Source organism: Hymenobacter sediminis (assembly GCF_003231285.1).
GTDB lineage: Bacteria > Bacteroidota > Bacteroidia > Cytophagales > Hymenobacteraceae > Hymenobacter > Hymenobacter sediminis.
Window position 1 is genome coordinate 430,877 of the sequence record NZ_QKNS01000001.1, and the last position, 14,457, is coordinate 445,333.

Sequence of the window (14,457 nt, forward strand, 5' to 3'; positions counted from 1 at the left end):
GGTTAGTGGTCTTGAAAATGGTAGCCCAGCAGCGTGTCGTTGCTGGCCAGAACCTGGGTGGTGTAGTCTTTCCCGCGGCGGCAGGCTTCCAGCAGCGGCTGCCCTTTTGCCAGCTCCGCCGTAATGGCCGCCGACAGCACGCAGCCGCTGCCGTGTTTCTCGCCGTGGGACAGACGAGGGGTAGTGAACCGGGCTACTTCCTGCCCGTCGCTGAACAGCAGGTCGGTAGCTTCGGGGCCGGTGGTGTGGCCGCCTTTCAGCAGCACCGGGCAAAACATACTGACTGCCGCCGCCGCCAACTCAGGAGTAGCAGCGGGCCACAGGCGTAGCATCTCGGGTTGGTTGGGCGTAAGCAAGGCCAACTGCCGGCACAGCTGGGACACCAACTGCGGGGTCGGCGTGGTATGGAAGTCGTAGCCGGCACTGGCTTTCAGCACCGGGTCCCATACCAAACTCAGGGTAGGGCGCAACTCTCGCAGCCAGGCCAGCAGGCCTGGTAGCTCCGGTAGGTTGTCCACCAGTCCCAGCTTGGCCCACTCCACTGGGAAGCGCCGTAGCAGCACCTGCACCTGGTCCCGCACGTCGGCAGTTGCTACCCCTATGATCCGCTCAAACTCCACGTCGTTCTGCACCGTGAGGGCCGTGCACACGCCTAGCCCGTAGACGCCCAGGGCCTCCATGGTTTTGCAGTCGGCCAGCAGGCCGGCCCCACCACTAGGGTCGAAGCCGGCCATACTCAGAGCGTAAGGGCGGAGGTTGGACATCGAGTTAGAGGGTAGGGGCAGAGGTTGACATTGAGGTAGAAACGCTTGTCATCCTGAGCAGCACGAAGGACCTCTACCTCTGGCTAATTCACTAGAGATTACAACGAAGCAGTAGAGGTCCTTCGCTACGCTCAGGATGACAGGCAGTCGTTTCGTCTACAGATAGATTTCGCTGCCTTTCTCCACGAATTCCCGGGCTTTTTCGGCTAGGCCGTGGGCCAAGGCCTCGTCGGGCTGCACTTCCTGCTTAGCAGCGAAGTCGCGCACTTCCTGGGTGATTTTCATGGAGCAGAAATGCGGGCCGCACATGGAGCAGAAGTGGGCCACCTTGGCGCCTTCGGCGGGAAGGGTTTCGTCGTGGTACTCGCGGGCGGTGTCGGGGTCCAGTGAGAGGTTGAACTGGTCTTCCCAGCGGAACTCGAAGCGGGCCTTGCTCAGGGCGTTGTCGCGGTACTGGGCGCCGGGGTGGCCCTTGGCGAGGTCGGCGGCGTGGGCGGCAATTTTGTAGGCAATGACGCCGTCCTTCACGTCCTGTTTATTAGGTAGGCCGAGGTGCTCCTTGGGCGTCACGTAGCAGAGCATAGCCGTGCCAAACCAGCCAATCATGGCCGCTCCAATGGCCGAAGTGATGTGGTCGTAGCCGGGCGCAATGTCGGTGGTCAGGGGGCCGAGGGTGTAGAAGGGGGCCTCGTGGCACTCCTTCAGCTGCTTCTCCATGTTCTGCTTAATCAGGTGCATGGGTACGTGGCCAGGACCTTCAATCATCACCTGCACATCGTGGGCCCAGGCAATTTTGGTCAGCTCGCCCAGGGTTTCCAGCTCGGCGAACTGGGCCTCGTCGTTGGCGTCGGCAATGGAGCCGGGACGCAGACCGTCGCCCAGGGAAAAGGCCACGTCATAGGCCTTCATGATCTGGCAGATTTCCTCGAAGTGGGTGTACAGGAAGTTCTCCTTGTGGTGAGCCAAGCACCACTTCGCCATGATGGAGCCCCCGCGTGAGACGATGCCCGTCACGCGCTTGGCCGTGAGCGGAATGTAGGGCAGGCGTACCCCAGCGTGAATCGTGAAGTAGTCCACGCCCTGCTCGGCCTGCTCAATCAGGGTGTCGCGGAACAGTTCCCAGGTCAGGTCCTCGGCCTTACCGTTCACTTTTTCCAGGGCCTGATAAATCGGCACCGTACCCACCGGCACCGGGCAGTTGCGGATAATCCACTCCCGCGTTTCGTGGATGTTCTTGCCCGTGCTCAAATCCATTAGCGTATCGCCGCCCCAGCGGCAGCTCCACACGGCCTTATCTACCTCCTCCTCAATGCTCGACGTGACGGCCGAGTTGCCGATATTGGTGTTGATTTTCACCAGGAAGTTGCGCCCGATAATCATGGGCTCGGCCTCCGGGTGGTTGATGTTGGACGGAATAACCGCCCGGCCCGCCGCTACTTCCTCGCGCACAAACTCCGGCGTAATACGGCCCTGGGGTGTGTTGGCCCCGAAGCTGTGGCCCTGGTGCTGGACTTTCAAAGCGTCATCGGCGGCCAGCATATCAATCCGCTGGTTTTCCCGGATGGCAATGTATTCCATTTCCGGGGTGATGATGCCCTGCTTGGCGTAGTGGAGCTGGGTCACGGTGTGGCCCGCCTTGGCGCGGTAGGGCCGCCGGATGTGCTCGAAGCGCAGGTGGTCCAGCTTCGGGTCGGCGGCGCGCTGCTGCCCGTATTCCGACGAAGTGCCGGGCAACTGCTCCACGTCGCCGCGCTCCAGAATCCACTCCTCGCGCAGGCGCGGCAGTCCCTTCTTCAGGTCGATTTCCACGGCCGGATCGGTGTAGGGGCCGCTGGTGTCGTACACCGTCACGGGCGGATTTTGCTCCGTGGGGTTAGTGAAATCGAACTTGCGCTGGGTGTCGCTGAGCGTGATTTCGCGCATGGCTACCCGCAGATTGGGGTAGAGCTGGCCCGGTACGTAAATCTTGCGCGAGCCGGTCAGGGGTGCGCGTTCCACCAGCGTCTGCTGGGGGGCGTGGTCTTTTTTCATCAGAAGAAGGAAAGGAAGCTGAAGTGAACAGCGGCTGCTCGCAGGGTAGGGAGGGGGTAGCCGCTGGTTGGGGTAGGGCCAGCCTACCCCCCTTGGGTAGCCCGAATGACGGTGATGCGGTCCTGGGGGCGGAGCTGGAAGTCGGGCCAGTCGGGGCGGGCTACTACCTCGTCGTTCACGGCCACGGCAATGCCCCGCAGTGGCGTGAGAGCCAGGGCTTCGAGGGTGGTGAAGAGGGTAGGGGCGTCGGGGGCTTCGTGCGGTTTATCGTTGACAAAAAGGGTCATGCAACAAGCGGTTAGCTGGTTGAGTGTCAAAACAATAAACTTTTAGGGGCGCACGCCACGGGCACAGGTTGGCCCGGTTCAGTCACTTTTCCCTTCGCCAGCATTACCCGGATCAGGTTCAAAGGGTATTTCTCAGTCCTGCGCGGCAGAACACCCCTAAAGTTTACGCTGCCAAGGTAAGGGAAATTGTCAAATGGTAAGGCGGCGAAATGCACAAGTAAGAAAAACTTCTTCTCTGATTAACCGCCTCGCTGGCCGGCACTTTTTTCAGGTTCAGCGGGTTGAGGGATGTTCTGGAAAAGAAGACCTAGGGGTTCGACTTTCCGCCTTGTATCTTTGCAGTTATGATGATTGACCTGCCCGTAGTTTCGAAGCGCGATATCCGCAAACTTACCCCCGACGAGCTCAAGGCCTTTATGGTGGAGCACGGCGAGAAGCCTTTCCGCGCCAAGCAGGTGCTGGAGTGGCTGTGGAAAAACACAGCTTCGTCGTTTGAGGAGATGAACAACATCTCTTTAGCTACGCGCGAGCTGCTGGCCCGGCACTTTGTCATCAATGGCGTGCAGGTGCAAAACTCCCAGCTCTCCAACGACGGCACCATCAAATCGGCCTTCCGCCTGCACGACGGCAACATCGTGGAAGGCGTGCTCATCCCGCACGATACGCGCATGACAGCCTGCATCAGCTCGCAGGTAGGCTGCTCCCTGACCTGCAAGTTCTGCGCTACCGGCTACATGGAGCGCAAGCGCAACCTCGATGCGGCAGAAATTTATGACCAGGTAGTCCGCATCCGGGAGCAGTGCGAAAAGCAGTACGGTACCCCGCTCACCAACATCGTGTACATGGGCATGGGCGAGCCCCTGCTGAACTACGCCAACGTAGTGAAAAGCATTGAGCGCATCACGGCCCCCGACGGCCTGAACATGGCTCCGCGCCGCATCACCGTCAGCACCGCCGGCATTGCCAAGATGATCAAGAAGCTGGCCGACGACGACGTAAAGGCCAATCTGGCCCTCTCGTTGCACGCGCCCAACGACACGAAGCGCAACGAAATTATGCCCATCAACGAAGCCAACTCTCTTGCTTCGTTGAAGGATGCCCTTAAGCACTACCACCAGAAAACCGGCCGCAAGGTCACCTACGAGTACATCGTGTTCGAGAGCTTCAACGACACCCTGCAGGACGCCGAGGAGCTGTACCAGATTTCGAAGTGGATTCCCTGCAAGGTGAACCTCATCGAGTACAACCCCATCGAAAACGCCGACTACGTAAACACTGCCGACGATAAGCTGATGGCCTTCCACAAGTACCTGGCCGACCGGGGCGTACAAACCAACGTGCGCCGCTCCCGCGGTAAAGACATCGACGCCGCCTGCGGTCAGCTGGCCGTGAAGGAAAAGGCTGACGTTGTAGCGTAGGCTCCCGTTTCCTCTTAAAAACAGAATCGCCGCAACCTGTTCGTTGCGGCGATTCTGTTTTTAAGAGGAAACGGGAGATAAGGGGCTTACTTGCGCTTCATGTACTCATCAATGCCAAGCTGAAGCAGGTAGGAAGGGCACTGCTGGAAAATAAGCAGAGCAATCTTCTGTCCCACGCCTTCCATCAGCTTGTTGTTCTTCATCTTGTCGAGCCCATAGAAATTAGCCAGGGGCTCCATGTGCTTGAGTATGCTACCCTGCATAGCCGCCGTGATAACGGAACTGCGTTCCGCCTGCGAGCGGCTGCTTATGGGGCGTGTAGCATTTTCGGCGTCAAGGCGCTGGCAAACGTCCTGGGTAACCAGCATAAGTACCGGCCGCTCAGCCTCCGTAATGGGCAGCTTAGACTTGAACTTCGACTGAATAACTCCCGCCATCAGCTGCTGACCCGCCGGGCAATTCTCCACTAAGTGCAAAATCATGGTTGCTCCCAGAGCTTCCCCGGCTTTGTGCGGATTGCTGACTTTATTGGCCGTCATCAGGGCGCTCATCTCATCGGCATGCGCCTAGAAAGCTGCTTTCAACCATAGCTGCCATGATGCTCTGAGCATCTACCTCCGATAGGGAAGTGAGGGGCCGTTTCTGCCCTTCCGCCTGCAGCCGCTCGCACATGGTAGCCGATACCTGCTGAATAAACTGGTGCTGCCCTCGCAGCGTATCGCCGGCCAAAGGCGCGGCTGCCTGAGCAGCGGTACCCAGGCCCAAACTGCTCACTAACAAAAGAATAATACGTTTCATATTGGCCGAAAAGTACAATAAATTTCTTGGCTGGGGTGGAGCTTCGGCGTATTTTCCTCGGGTAGGCACCTCTCTGCTTGCCCTGCCAGCAGCGGGCCTGCACTGAGGAGGTAGCAAGATAAGCCGGGATAAAAAATGACAGCTGCACAAGGTACAGCTGTCGTGGTGGTGGCGGGGAAAGCGGCCTGCTGCAGCTGGCTTAGCCTTTCCAGCGGCCTTCGGAGCGGGGGCGACCAGTGCTGATTTCTTCCTTGGTTTCACCCTCGGGTACTTCGCGGGTTTCAATGCGCACGGCGTGGGCTTTGGGCTGCACTTTCTGCCCGAAAGCATCGGCAAACTCCTGAGTGAACTCAGCCCCGAAAAAGATAATGAGCGAGGAATAGTTTACCCACAGCAGCAGCACAATGGCTGAGCCGGCGGCCCCAAAAGCTGAACCGGGGTTCGACTGAGCGATGTAGAAGGCAATCAGATATTTTCCTACCAGGAACAGCAGGGCTGTAATGACTGCGCCAATGCCCACGTCGCGCCAGCGGATAATGGCGTCAGGCAGAAAACGGTAGATCAGGGCAAACAGCAGAGAGGTGATGAAGAGCGAAAGAATGAAATCAACGGCGTGAATGACGATGACGGCCACCTCTGGGAACCACTCCTGCAGCTGATCGGTGAATACGCTAAGCAGGGCGCTAATCACGAAGGAAATAAGCAGGAGCAAGGCCACACTAAGAATCAGACCAAATGACAATAGCCGGTCGCGGACAAACTGCCAGATGCCATTGCGCGGCTTCACCTTGAGGTTCCAGATGTCGTTGATGCTCTCCTGCAGGGTCACGAAGAAAGTGGTAGCCGCAAACACCAGCGTACCAATGCCAATGATGGATGCCACGCCGGTCTTCTGCTGTTTGGTGAACTCAGCAATAGAATCCTGCAGGAACTTGGCCGAATCGGCGCCCAGAAACCCGCGCATTTGTCCGTAAATCTGGCCTGTTACGGCCTCAGCCCCATAAATAGAGCTGGCTACCGTAATAACGATCAGAAGCAGCGGCGGCAGGGAGAAGATAGTGTAGTATGATAGCGCCGCCGCGTGCCGGAACGAGTTGTTCACCATGAACTCGCTGGCCGTGGTCTTGAGGATATTAAGAATGTCGGAGAGACGGTAGTGCGTGGCCATGAGGCGGAGGTTTCGGAAGGAAAAAGCTGCAGGTAGTACGCGCCGGGTAGGGGCTGCGTTCGGGTTACCCAGTATTTCCAATCGAATTATCGAGTGCTGTGCTTGATTTTCGGCCGTTCTTCAGTTTCTGAAAAGTAGTTTTTACCCCTTCACGAGTTCCCAGGCCAACATCTCAATGGGAGCTTCCCGCAGGGCTGTGGCTAGCTCCGCGTCGTCCTTAAACTGTAGCTGATGAAGTACACTGGCTTCCACACTGACACTGAAATGCTTGTCGCGGAAAGGCCAAGGCTGTACTCGAACTGGTCCTTCTGGCTCCGGCCGTAGCACCTGATAGTTTTCTCCATCAGGCCCCTGATATATTTCCAGAGCCCGACCCATTTCTGGTAACTCATGGCGGCACAGAATCAGGCTGAGCCGGTCACACCAGTGCAGGAGGGTATACGCTCGTTGGGCATCGGCCTTTTTGACCTTTAACTCCCGCAGCCAGCGCTTCTGGCAGGCCTGCTGCTCATCCAGAAACGCATCTAACTCTGGTTTTTGCCCTCGTAGGCTCTCGTACAGGGTACTCAGGTGCATGCTGGTGAGTAGGCTGCGCCACCGCCCCTGGAAGCGGGCCGCTTTCATGACGCCAGTAGCCTGCTCCAGCGAGAATTCCTTCATGGTGAAGTTGGCCGGCGCCCCGGCAGGGGTAAGGCCGTAGTGCCCGTCCCAGCTTTGCTGCTCGTCATCGTGCTGGGCCGCGGCGGCTAGCAGCCCTACCCACTGGTCGCAGGGTAGGAAGGCGGGCCACTGGTGTAGCAGTTGGGCCGCTAGCAGGGCATGAGCTTGCTGGTAGATAATTTGCCAGCCGGCTGGAACGTGGTTTACAATCATGAGGCTACCGGGGTTTCCGAAGAGAAACGTAGGGTAGGCGCGCAGGTTGGTGGCTTCTTACAGGGGTAGCAAGCAAAACGCCTTACCGGGAGAGGTAAGGCGTTTTGCTTGCTAAGTTCTGGTCTTTCACGAGGTAGCTAATGAGTTAGCCGCCATGTGCTGCAGGAATTGGGCCGACCAGTGCGTATCCAACCCAATTTCAACGCCACCTGCCCTAAATAATGCAGGAGTGTATTCCGTTTCGCTCATGCGCGTCGCCTGGAATGATTCTGGTTGCTGAAGTAGTTCGATGTGGTTGTAAGGAATTCTAACTAAGGAAGAAAAGCCCATGTTGTTGCGGATGACTACATCCTGTGCGTCGAAGCCGATTTGCAGCACGTCGCGGTACCATATCCCTCCGATGCGGGCCGAAAACTGAGTCATGCGCAGTACTCCATGCGAACTATCATATTGGTCACGTAGCTGTGACCAGCCTGCCTGGAACGGATTAGCAGACCGCAGACTGCCATAATAGCGCCGGATGATTGTGCGTACGAACCAGTAAAATATATATAATGCTCCAGCATTGAGAGCCAGTGAAACCACTGAGCCAAATACGGCGCCGATGCTCAGAAACATACAGGTTTACTTCAGCACCAAGGCTTCTTTCAGGTGCAGGAGCATGTCGTCGGTCATGCGGTGCAAGTCGAACTGAGGCTGCCAGCCCCAATCCTGGCGAGCCTTGGCATCGTCGATGCTGGCGGGCCAGGAATCGGCTATTTGCTGGCGAGCATCGGGCTGGTAGCTCACCTGGAACTCGGGGTAATGGCGCTGAATGCTGGTCGTTATTTCCCGGGGGCAGAAGCTCATGGCGCCCAGATTATAGGAGCTGCGCACTTTGATGGCCTCGGCGGGGGCGTGCATCAGGTCGAGGGTAGCCTTCAGCGCGTCGGGCATGTACATCATGGGCAGATAGGTTTCCTCGGAAAGGAAGCACTCGTAGTGCTGACCCGCCACGGCTTTGTGGTAGATGTCCACGGCATAATCAGTAGTACCGCCGCCGGGCAGGCTCTTATAGCCGATGAGGCCGGGGTAGCGCAAGCTGCGCACATCCAGGCCATGCTTGCGGAAATACCACTCGCACCACTGCTCGCCGGCCAGCTTGCTGATGCCGTATACCGTGTTGGGGTTCATGACGGTAAGCTGAGGCGTGTTCTGGCGGGGCGTATCGGGCCCGAACACGGCAATGGAGCTTGGCCAGTACACCTGCTGCACGCCCAAATCCACGGCCGCGTCCAACACATGAAACAGACCGTCCATGTTTAGCTGCCAGCCAAACTTGGGGTTTTTCTCGGCCGTAGCCGACAGCAGGGCCGCCAGGTGGTACACCTGCTTGGGCTTGTACTGCCGAATTACTTCTTCCAGTCGGTTTTTATCCAGCACATCCAGCAGCTCAAACGGGCCACCCTCAGAGGTTTCTGCATCCTGGGGCGGCCGCACATCGGCGGCTACTACGTTGGAGGCGCCATAGATCTGACGCAGCTCGTGGGTAAGCTCCAGGCCCAGCTGTCCGCCGGCGCCGATAACTAGGATGGTGTCGCCGCTGGGGGTAGCAGCCGAAGTGCTGGATGTGTCCATTCGGGGGTGATTGAAGGCTAGGGGTGGATGGGGCTACAAAGATAACTGAGCCGGACGGTTATCGATGGTGCGGCAAGGAAAGTAGCCCATACAACCCGCTGGCCACTTTCAGTATCTTCTGCCCAACTCCTCTTCTGGTTATGCGCCGCTGCCTTCTGCTTACTGTTTTGCTCTGCCTGATCCTGGTTTCGGCTGCCTGGGCCCAGTCGCCTACCCCCGTCGTGTACCGCAATCTGGTGATGGAGGGGGGCGGTATTCGGGGCATTGCGTACGGTGGGGCGCTGCAGGAGCTGGAGCAACGCGGCGTGTTGGCGGGGCTACAGCGGGTAGGCGGCACCTCGGCCGGGGCCATTCAGGCGGCCCTGCTGGCGGTAGGTTACTCGGCTCAGGAAATCAGGGAGATAGTGAATAACACGCCGGTGCAGCGCCTGAATGATGGACGACTGATGTTTTTCGGGGGCAGCACCCGCCTGATCAAGCAGTTTGGCTGGTACCGCGGCGACGAGTTTGCGCGCTACCTAAGCGAGCTAATTGGCCGGAAAACCCAGCGGCCCGACCTCACGCTGGGCCAGCTGCACGCCCTAACCCAGCAGGAGCCTACCCGCTACCGCGACTTGTACACCACCGGCACTAACCTGACTACGCAGCGCGTGCAGGTGTTTAGCTACGAAACCCATCCTGATCTGCGCGTAGCCGATGCCGTGCGCATCAGCATGAGTATACCGCTCTACTTCCGGGCCGTACTGCTCGATAAGCAGGGCCACATAGTGCGTCGCCCCGCCAAAGGCCAAGAGGTAGAGGTGCTGGTAGATGGGGGGCTGCTGGCGAATTACCCTATTGATTTGTTTGATCACCCACGCTACCTAGCGGCTGGCGCAGCCACAGCCGCTATGGGCGCTACCCCCACTCCGTTCGTGAACCCCGAAACCCTGGGCTTGCGCCTCGACCGGGCCGAGCAGATTGCCTACGACACTCAGCCCGGCGGCCGTCAGCAGCTGGCGCCCTACCCCATCCGCGACTTCGGATCCTACGTGGGAGCCCTGTACACGCTGGCGCTGGAAAACCTGAACCCCACCCAACCCGCCGACTGGCCCCGCACCATCAGCATCAATACGCTCGGCTTCAACCCGAAAATCAAGCGAATGTCGGAGGCGCAGAAGCAGCAGTTGATGGAAAGTGGGAGGGTGGGAGCACAAGCGTTTTTCGAGCGGAAGAAGTAAAGAGCAGCATGCTTTGGAAAGCAGATATTGGCAGCAAGCCGGGCAGCTTCCCTGCCTGGCAAACGCTTACCTTTGCTACCCTCGCTCGTATAGCAAATCCCACTCACGCAGTCATTCACTTACTCATTCACCGATGTACACCACCCTCCAGCCGGACCTCGAAAAGCAGCTTCAGGAAATTAAGGATGCGGGCCTCTACAAGAAGGAGCGCGTGATTACCTCGCCCCAGGGCGCCGAAATTGAAACCACTGAGGCCGGCGAAGTGCTGAACTTCTGCGCCAACAACTACCTGGGCTTGTCGTCGCACCCGGAGGTAGTACAGGCAGCCAAAGAGGCCATTGATACCCACGGTTACGGCATGTCATCGGTGCGCTTTATCTGCGGCACTCAAGATATCCACAAGCAACTGGAGCAGAAGCTGGCCGAGTTTCTGGGCACCGAGGATACCATCCTGTACGCAGCGGCTTTTGATGCCAACGGCGGCGTATTCGAGCCCCTGTTCAACGAGCAGGATGCCATTATTTCCGATGCTCTGAACCACGCTTCCATTATTGATGGCGTACGCCTGTGCAAGGCTCAGCGCTACCGCTACGCCCACAACGACATGCAGGACTTGGAAAAGCAGCTCCAGGACGCTGTAGCTAAAGGCACCCGTCACCGCATCATTGTTACCGATGGCTCGTTCAGCATGGACGGCACCATCGCCCAGCTCGACAAAATCTGCGACCTGGCCGATAAGTACGAGGCCCTGGTGATGATTGACGAGTGCCACTCCATGGGCTTCCTCGGCAAAACCGGCCGCGGCACCCACGAGTACCGCAATGCCATGGGCCGCGTTGATATCATTACCGGCACGCTCGGCAAAGCCCTCGGCGGCGCCATGGGTGGCTTTACCTCGGGCCGCAAAGAAATCATTGATATGCTGCGTCAGCGCAGCCGCCCTTACCTGTTCAGCAACACTCTGGCCCCGGCCATTGTAGGCGCCTCGCTACGGGTACTGGAACTGCTCACGGAAAGCACCGAGCTGCGCGACCGGCTGGAGGAAAACACTAAATACTTCCGCCAGCGCATGACGGAAGCCGGCTTCGACATCAAGCCCGGTGAGCACCCCATCGTGCCCGTTATGCTATACGATGCCAAGCTCAGCCAGGAATTTGCGGCTAAAATGCTGGAAAAAGGCATTTACGTGGTAGGTTTCTACTACCCTGTGGTTCCTCAGGGTCAGGCCCGCATCCGGGTGCAGCTCTCCGCCGCCCACACCCGCGAACATCTCGACAAGGCCATCAACGCTTTCATTGAGGTAGGCCGCGAGCTAGGCACCATTAAGGAGCCCTCGGCTCAGCAGCCGGAAGCCGGCCAAGTAGTGCAGAACACGCCGTAATTATTAGAAAGAGAGTAGCCGCAACAGGGCCCGTACCGATGAGTGCGGGCCCTGTTGCTATTGATTGAGTACTCGAATAGCTTGCACGAATCGGAGAAATTTCAGCTTAAGGTTACAGCTTAAACAAAACTTGTCGAGGGTGGCAACTGGCTGCTCAATCCTTGCTATATAGCTAAAGCTGCTAGGATATAGCTTTTCCCCTTTCTGCAAGCCAAAGTATTCAGGAGCGTGACTGCCGAAATCTACTGTGCAAAAATCGCACAGGGTGAGGTGTAGCCCTTGGTAGATAGAATAGGTAATATAGTTGTGTCTACCCGCTCGCATATGTTCCAATTCCGTTGGAACATCACCGCCGCATTCATCACAAGGAGCACATAGGCGCACCTCCAACTCACCTTTACATACTGGACATTGCTCAGGCGCAGTGCGAGACATGTCTGGGTAAGCAAAAATTACGCCGCTACCTCAGCCTTTGACCCAGCCGAGGGGGTAGGGCGGGGAGCGGCGTCAAACAGAAACTCATTGAGGCGGGCGCGCAGGTCGGCGGGGGCGAGGTTGCGGAATACTTCGCCGCCACGTACCAGAGAAATCTGGCTGGTTTCCTCGCTGACTACCAGCACAATGGCATCGGTAACCTCGGTAAGGCCAATGGCAGCGCGGTGGCGCAGACCCATGGAAGCGGGTACATCGGGGTTTTCGCTGACGGGCAGAATACAGCGGGCGGCCTTGATGCGGCCGTTGCTGATGATAACTGCCCCGTCGTGCAAGGGGCTAGTTTTGTTGAAGATGCTCATGAGCAGGCGCTTGCTCACGGTGGCGTCAATCAGGTCGCCGGAGTCGGCGAAGAACTTCAGGTCAGAGGCCATGCTGAAGGCAATGAGGGCGCCCGTCTGCTTGCCGGCCAAGCTTTTGGCCGCCTCAATAAACGGCGTGACGTTCATGCGCTCCTGGGTTTGCTCGCGCCGCCACGGAAACACGCGCAGGCGGTTGCCAAAAGAGGTAGCCTTGCCCACATTCAGCAAAAACCGCCTGATTTCCTGCTGAAAGAGAATAATACCCGCCAGCACGCCCACGCTCATAAACTGCCCCAGAATGCTGGTGAGCAGTTCCATGCCCAGGGCCTTCACTACCAGATAGAACAGGTAGAGCGACATAAAGCCCAGAAACACTTTCAGGGCCACGCTACCCGTCAGCAGCTTGTAGAGCTGATAAAACAACGCCGTGACCAGTAGCACGTCCACGACGTCTATCCAGCCAATGCGCAGGAAGCCGATGGTGAAAGCGCCAATCACGAAGCAGGGGGTAGGGAGTAGGTGTTTGAAACGAGCCGAATGGTCTGGACTGCTTCTGCTACGTCATGTACGCGCAGCAGCCGGGCCCCGTTGAGCACAGCCAGCGTGTTCACGGCAATGGTACCGGCCAGCGCGGCATCAGGCGTTAAGCCCAGCGGCTTATATACCATACTTTTCCGGGAAAGGCCGGCCAGAATGGGCAGGCCCAGCACCTGCAGCTCCGGTAGGCGACGCAGCAGTTCATGGCTTTGAGCAGCCGTTTTGGCAAACCCGAAGCCGGGGTCCAGCACCACATCCGCTACCCCATGCTGGCGCAGCAAGGCCAGCTTGTCGCGGAAGTAGCGCACCAGCTCCAGCACAATATCGCCCTCATAATGGGTGAGCTGAGTCATAGTCTGGGGGGTGCCGCGCATGTGCATCAGGATGTAGGGTACGCCCAGACGGCCGGCGGTGGGCAGCATATCCTCGTCGAGGGAGCCCCCGCTGATGTCGTTGAGGATGTCGGCGCCGGCAGCTACGGCCTCGGTGGCTACGTCGGCTCGGAAGGTGTCCACAGAGAGAAAGGCTTCCGGAAACTCCCGGCGCACGGCCTCTATGGCGGGCAGCAGGCGGCGCTTTTCCTCGTCGGCGGAAATATGCTCCGCACCGGGGCGGGAGGAGTAACCGCCTAAATCCAGCACAACAGCTCCGGCTTGCAGCATCTGCCCGGCCCGGCGCAACAGTTCGTCTTCGCTACCCATGCGGTTGCCCGCAAAGAACGAATCGGGCGTTAGGTTCAGGATGCCCATGACATGGGGCTGGCGCAGATCCAGCACCCGCCCACCGGGGCAGCGCAGGGTTAGCCTCGGGGAAAAGCACGTATCTTGCGGGGCCTGGAGGAGCATGGTGGGAGCGGAAAGAGGGCGTCATGCTGACGGTAGTACCTGCGCGGCCGAGGCCCGGCGCGAGCTGCCGGAGCAAGGCGTTGAACACCTTCCCGCGAGCGGCTTTCTCTGTCAGCATGACAATGGGCGGATTGCAACAAAATAGGCTGAAAAACTTGGAGAATCAAACCCAGCACGAATACGACCGGGTCATTGCGCGGTGCCGCAAGCTGTTTCTGGCTAAAACTCACGACTATGGCACGGCCTGGCGCATTATGCGCCTACCCTCCGTTACCGACCAAATCTATATTAAGGCCCAGCGCATTCGCAGCATTCAGGAAAAAGGCACGCAGCTGGTTGCCGATGGGGTAGAGGAGGAGTTCGTGGCCATCATCAACTACTGTATCATTGCCCTCATGCAGCTTGGGCTGCCCGCTGAAGCTCCGCTGGAACTGGAACCGGCCGCCGTGGCCCTGGCCTACGATGAGCAGGTAGCCGAAAACCGCCGCTTGCTGTTCGCTAAAAACCACGACTACGGCGAAGCCTGGCGCCAGATGCGCATTGAAAGCATTACCGACATTATTCTGATGAAGCTGCACCGCACCAAGCAGATTGAGGACCTGGGTGGCCTGACCCGCGTATCGGAAGGCGTGGAGGCCAACTACCGCGACATGCTGAACTACGCCGTGTTTGTGCTAATTAAGATGGGGTTTGCTGAGGCTGATGGGGTAGCAGAATAGTTGGG

At 58.4% G+C, this 14,457-nt stretch carries 15 protein-coding genes and 1 riboswitch; of the genes, 4 read left to right on the top strand and 11 right to left on the bottom strand.

Annotated features, from left to right (window positions below; genetic code table 11):
* Positions 1–2: 2 nt before the first annotated feature.
* The 3 genes from DNI29_RS01810 to thiS form a co-directional block, all read right to left on the bottom strand.
* A complete protein-coding gene (locus DNI29_RS01810; RefSeq protein WP_110976357.1) occupies positions 3–764 on the bottom strand; it encodes a hydroxymethylpyrimidine/phosphomethylpyrimidine kinase in 762 nt (253 codons plus the stop codon).
* 156 nt (positions 765–920) lie between these two features.
* Positions 921–2,795, bottom strand: coding sequence for a phosphomethylpyrimidine synthase ThiC (gene thiC / locus DNI29_RS01815; protein WP_110976358.1), 1,875 nt, complete (start codon positions 2,793–2,795; stop codon positions 921–923).
* A gap of 83 nt (positions 2,796–2,878) precedes the next feature.
* Positions 2,879–3,082, bottom strand: a complete 204-nt coding sequence (thiS, locus tag DNI29_RS01820; protein ID WP_110976359.1) for a sulfur carrier protein ThiS — start codon at positions 3,080–3,082, stop codon at positions 2,879–2,881.
* 72 nt (positions 3,083–3,154) lie between these two features.
* A riboswitch (TPP riboswitch) is annotated at positions 3,155–3,250 on the bottom strand.
* 179 nt (positions 3,251–3,429) lie between these two features.
* Here thiS and rlmN point away from each other — a divergent pair.
* Complete coding sequence (gene rlmN, locus DNI29_RS01825) at positions 3,430–4,500, top strand: dual-specificity RNA methyltransferase RlmN (RefSeq protein ID WP_438834625.1); 1,071 nt, start codon at positions 3,430–3,432, stop codon at positions 4,498–4,500.
* Between the two features lie 86 nt (positions 4,501–4,586).
* On the opposite strand, the gene DNI29_RS01830 is transcribed toward rlmN, so the two are convergent.
* The 6 genes from DNI29_RS01830 to DNI29_RS01855 form a co-directional block, all read right to left on the bottom strand.
* Positions 4,587–5,051: a hypothetical protein gene (locus DNI29_RS01830; protein WP_110976361.1), complete on the bottom strand. Its 465-nt coding sequence runs from the start codon at positions 5,049–5,051 to the stop codon at positions 4,587–4,589.
* 1 nt (position 5,052) lies between these two features.
* Complete coding sequence (locus DNI29_RS01835; RefSeq protein WP_123823030.1) at positions 5,053–5,298, bottom strand: hypothetical protein; 246 nt, start codon at positions 5,296–5,298, stop codon at positions 5,053–5,055.
* A 199-nt stretch (positions 5,299–5,497) separates the two neighbouring features.
* Positions 5,498–6,466: a YihY/virulence factor BrkB family protein gene (locus tag DNI29_RS01840; RefSeq protein WP_110976363.1), complete on the bottom strand. Its 969-nt coding sequence runs from the start codon at positions 6,464–6,466 to the stop codon at positions 5,498–5,500.
* Positions 6,467–6,607: 141 nt separating this feature from the next.
* Positions 6,608–7,339 carry a DUF3891 family protein gene (locus DNI29_RS01845; RefSeq protein WP_110976364.1) on the bottom strand — a complete coding sequence of 244 codons (732 nt, stop codon included), beginning with the start codon at positions 7,337–7,339 and terminating at the stop codon, positions 6,608–6,610.
* A gap of 126 nt (positions 7,340–7,465) precedes the next feature.
* Positions 7,466–7,762: a hypothetical protein gene (locus DNI29_RS24020; RefSeq protein WP_123823031.1), complete on the bottom strand. Its 297-nt coding sequence runs from the start codon at positions 7,760–7,762 to the stop codon at positions 7,466–7,468.
* Between the two features lie 201 nt (positions 7,763–7,963).
* On the bottom strand, positions 7,964–8,956 hold the full coding sequence (locus DNI29_RS01855) for an NAD-dependent epimerase/dehydratase family protein (protein ID WP_110976366.1): 993 nt from the start codon (positions 8,954–8,956) through the stop codon (positions 7,964–7,966).
* Positions 8,957–9,096: 140 nt separating this feature from the next.
* On the opposite strand from DNI29_RS01855, the gene DNI29_RS01860 reads away from it, so the two are divergent.
* Complete coding sequence (locus tag DNI29_RS01860; protein WP_110976367.1) at positions 9,097–10,176, top strand: patatin-like phospholipase family protein; 1,080 nt, start codon at positions 9,097–9,099, stop codon at positions 10,174–10,176.
* Positions 10,177–10,309: 133 nt separating this feature from the next.
* Positions 10,310–11,557 (top strand): glycine C-acetyltransferase, encoded by a 1,248-nt coding sequence (gene kbl / locus DNI29_RS01865; RefSeq protein ID WP_110976368.1) that lies wholly within the window; start codon positions 10,310–10,312, stop codon positions 11,555–11,557.
* A gap of 452 nt (positions 11,558–12,009) precedes the next feature.
* Here the strand turns inward: kbl and cdaA are convergent, their stop codons facing one another.
* Together cdaA and folP are read right to left on the bottom strand one after the other, a co-directional pair.
* Positions 12,010–12,849: a diadenylate cyclase CdaA gene (gene cdaA / locus DNI29_RS01870; RefSeq protein WP_110976369.1), complete on the bottom strand. Its 840-nt coding sequence runs from the start codon at positions 12,847–12,849 to the stop codon at positions 12,010–12,012.
* Entirely contained in the window at positions 12,846–13,733 is an 888-nt protein-coding gene (gene folP, locus DNI29_RS01875; RefSeq protein WP_110976370.1) for a dihydropteroate synthase, read from the bottom strand. The genes cdaA and folP overlap by 4 nt, the downstream gene beginning before the upstream one ends.
* 155 nt (positions 13,734–13,888) lie before the next feature.
* Between folP and DNI29_RS01880 the strand changes: the two genes are divergently transcribed.
* Positions 13,889–14,452, top strand: coding sequence for a DUF1599 domain-containing protein (locus DNI29_RS01880; RefSeq protein WP_110977261.1), 564 nt, complete (start codon positions 13,889–13,891; stop codon positions 14,450–14,452).
* Positions 14,453–14,457: the final 5 nt, after the last annotated feature.

Coding starts and splice junctions, on each gene's coding strand:
- DNI29_RS01810 (WP_110976357.1), bottom strand. CDS start 764: ATGTCCAACCTCCGCCCTTACGCTCTGAGTATGGCCGGCTTCGACCCT.
- thiC (WP_110976358.1), bottom strand. CDS start 2,795: ATGAAAAAAGACCACGCCCCCCAGCAGACGCTGGTGGAACGCGCACCC.
- thiS (WP_110976359.1), bottom strand. CDS start 3,082: ATGACCCTTTTTGTCAACGATAAACCGCACGAAGCCCCCGACGCCCCT.
- rlmN (WP_438834625.1), top strand. CDS start 3,430: ATGATTGACCTGCCCGTAGTTTCGAAGCGCGATATCCGCAAACTTACC.
- DNI29_RS01830 (WP_110976361.1), bottom strand. CDS start 5,051: ATGAGCGCCCTGATGACGGCCAATAAAGTCAGCAATCCGCACAAAGCC.
- DNI29_RS01835 (WP_123823030.1), bottom strand. CDS start 5,298: ATGAAACGTATTATTCTTTTGTTAGTGAGCAGTTTGGGCCTGGGTACC.
- DNI29_RS01840 (WP_110976363.1), bottom strand. CDS start 6,466: ATGGCCACGCACTACCGTCTCTCCGACATTCTTAATATCCTCAAGACC.
- DNI29_RS01845 (WP_110976364.1), bottom strand. CDS start 7,339: ATGATTGTAAACCACGTTCCAGCCGGCTGGCAAATTATCTACCAGCAA.
- DNI29_RS24020 (WP_123823031.1), bottom strand. CDS start 7,762: ATGACTCAGTTTTCGGCCCGCATCGGAGGGATATGGTACCGCGACGTG.
- DNI29_RS01855 (WP_110976366.1), bottom strand. CDS start 8,956: ATGGACACATCCAGCACTTCGGCTGCTACCCCCAGCGGCGACACCATC.
- DNI29_RS01860 (WP_110976367.1), top strand. CDS start 9,097: ATGCGCCGCTGCCTTCTGCTTACTGTTTTGCTCTGCCTGATCCTGGTT.
- kbl (WP_110976368.1), top strand. CDS start 10,310: ATGTACACCACCCTCCAGCCGGACCTCGAAAAGCAGCTTCAGGAAATT.
- folP (WP_110976370.1), bottom strand. CDS start 13,733: ATGCTCCTCCAGGCCCCGCAAGATACGTGCTTTTCCCCGAGGCTAACC.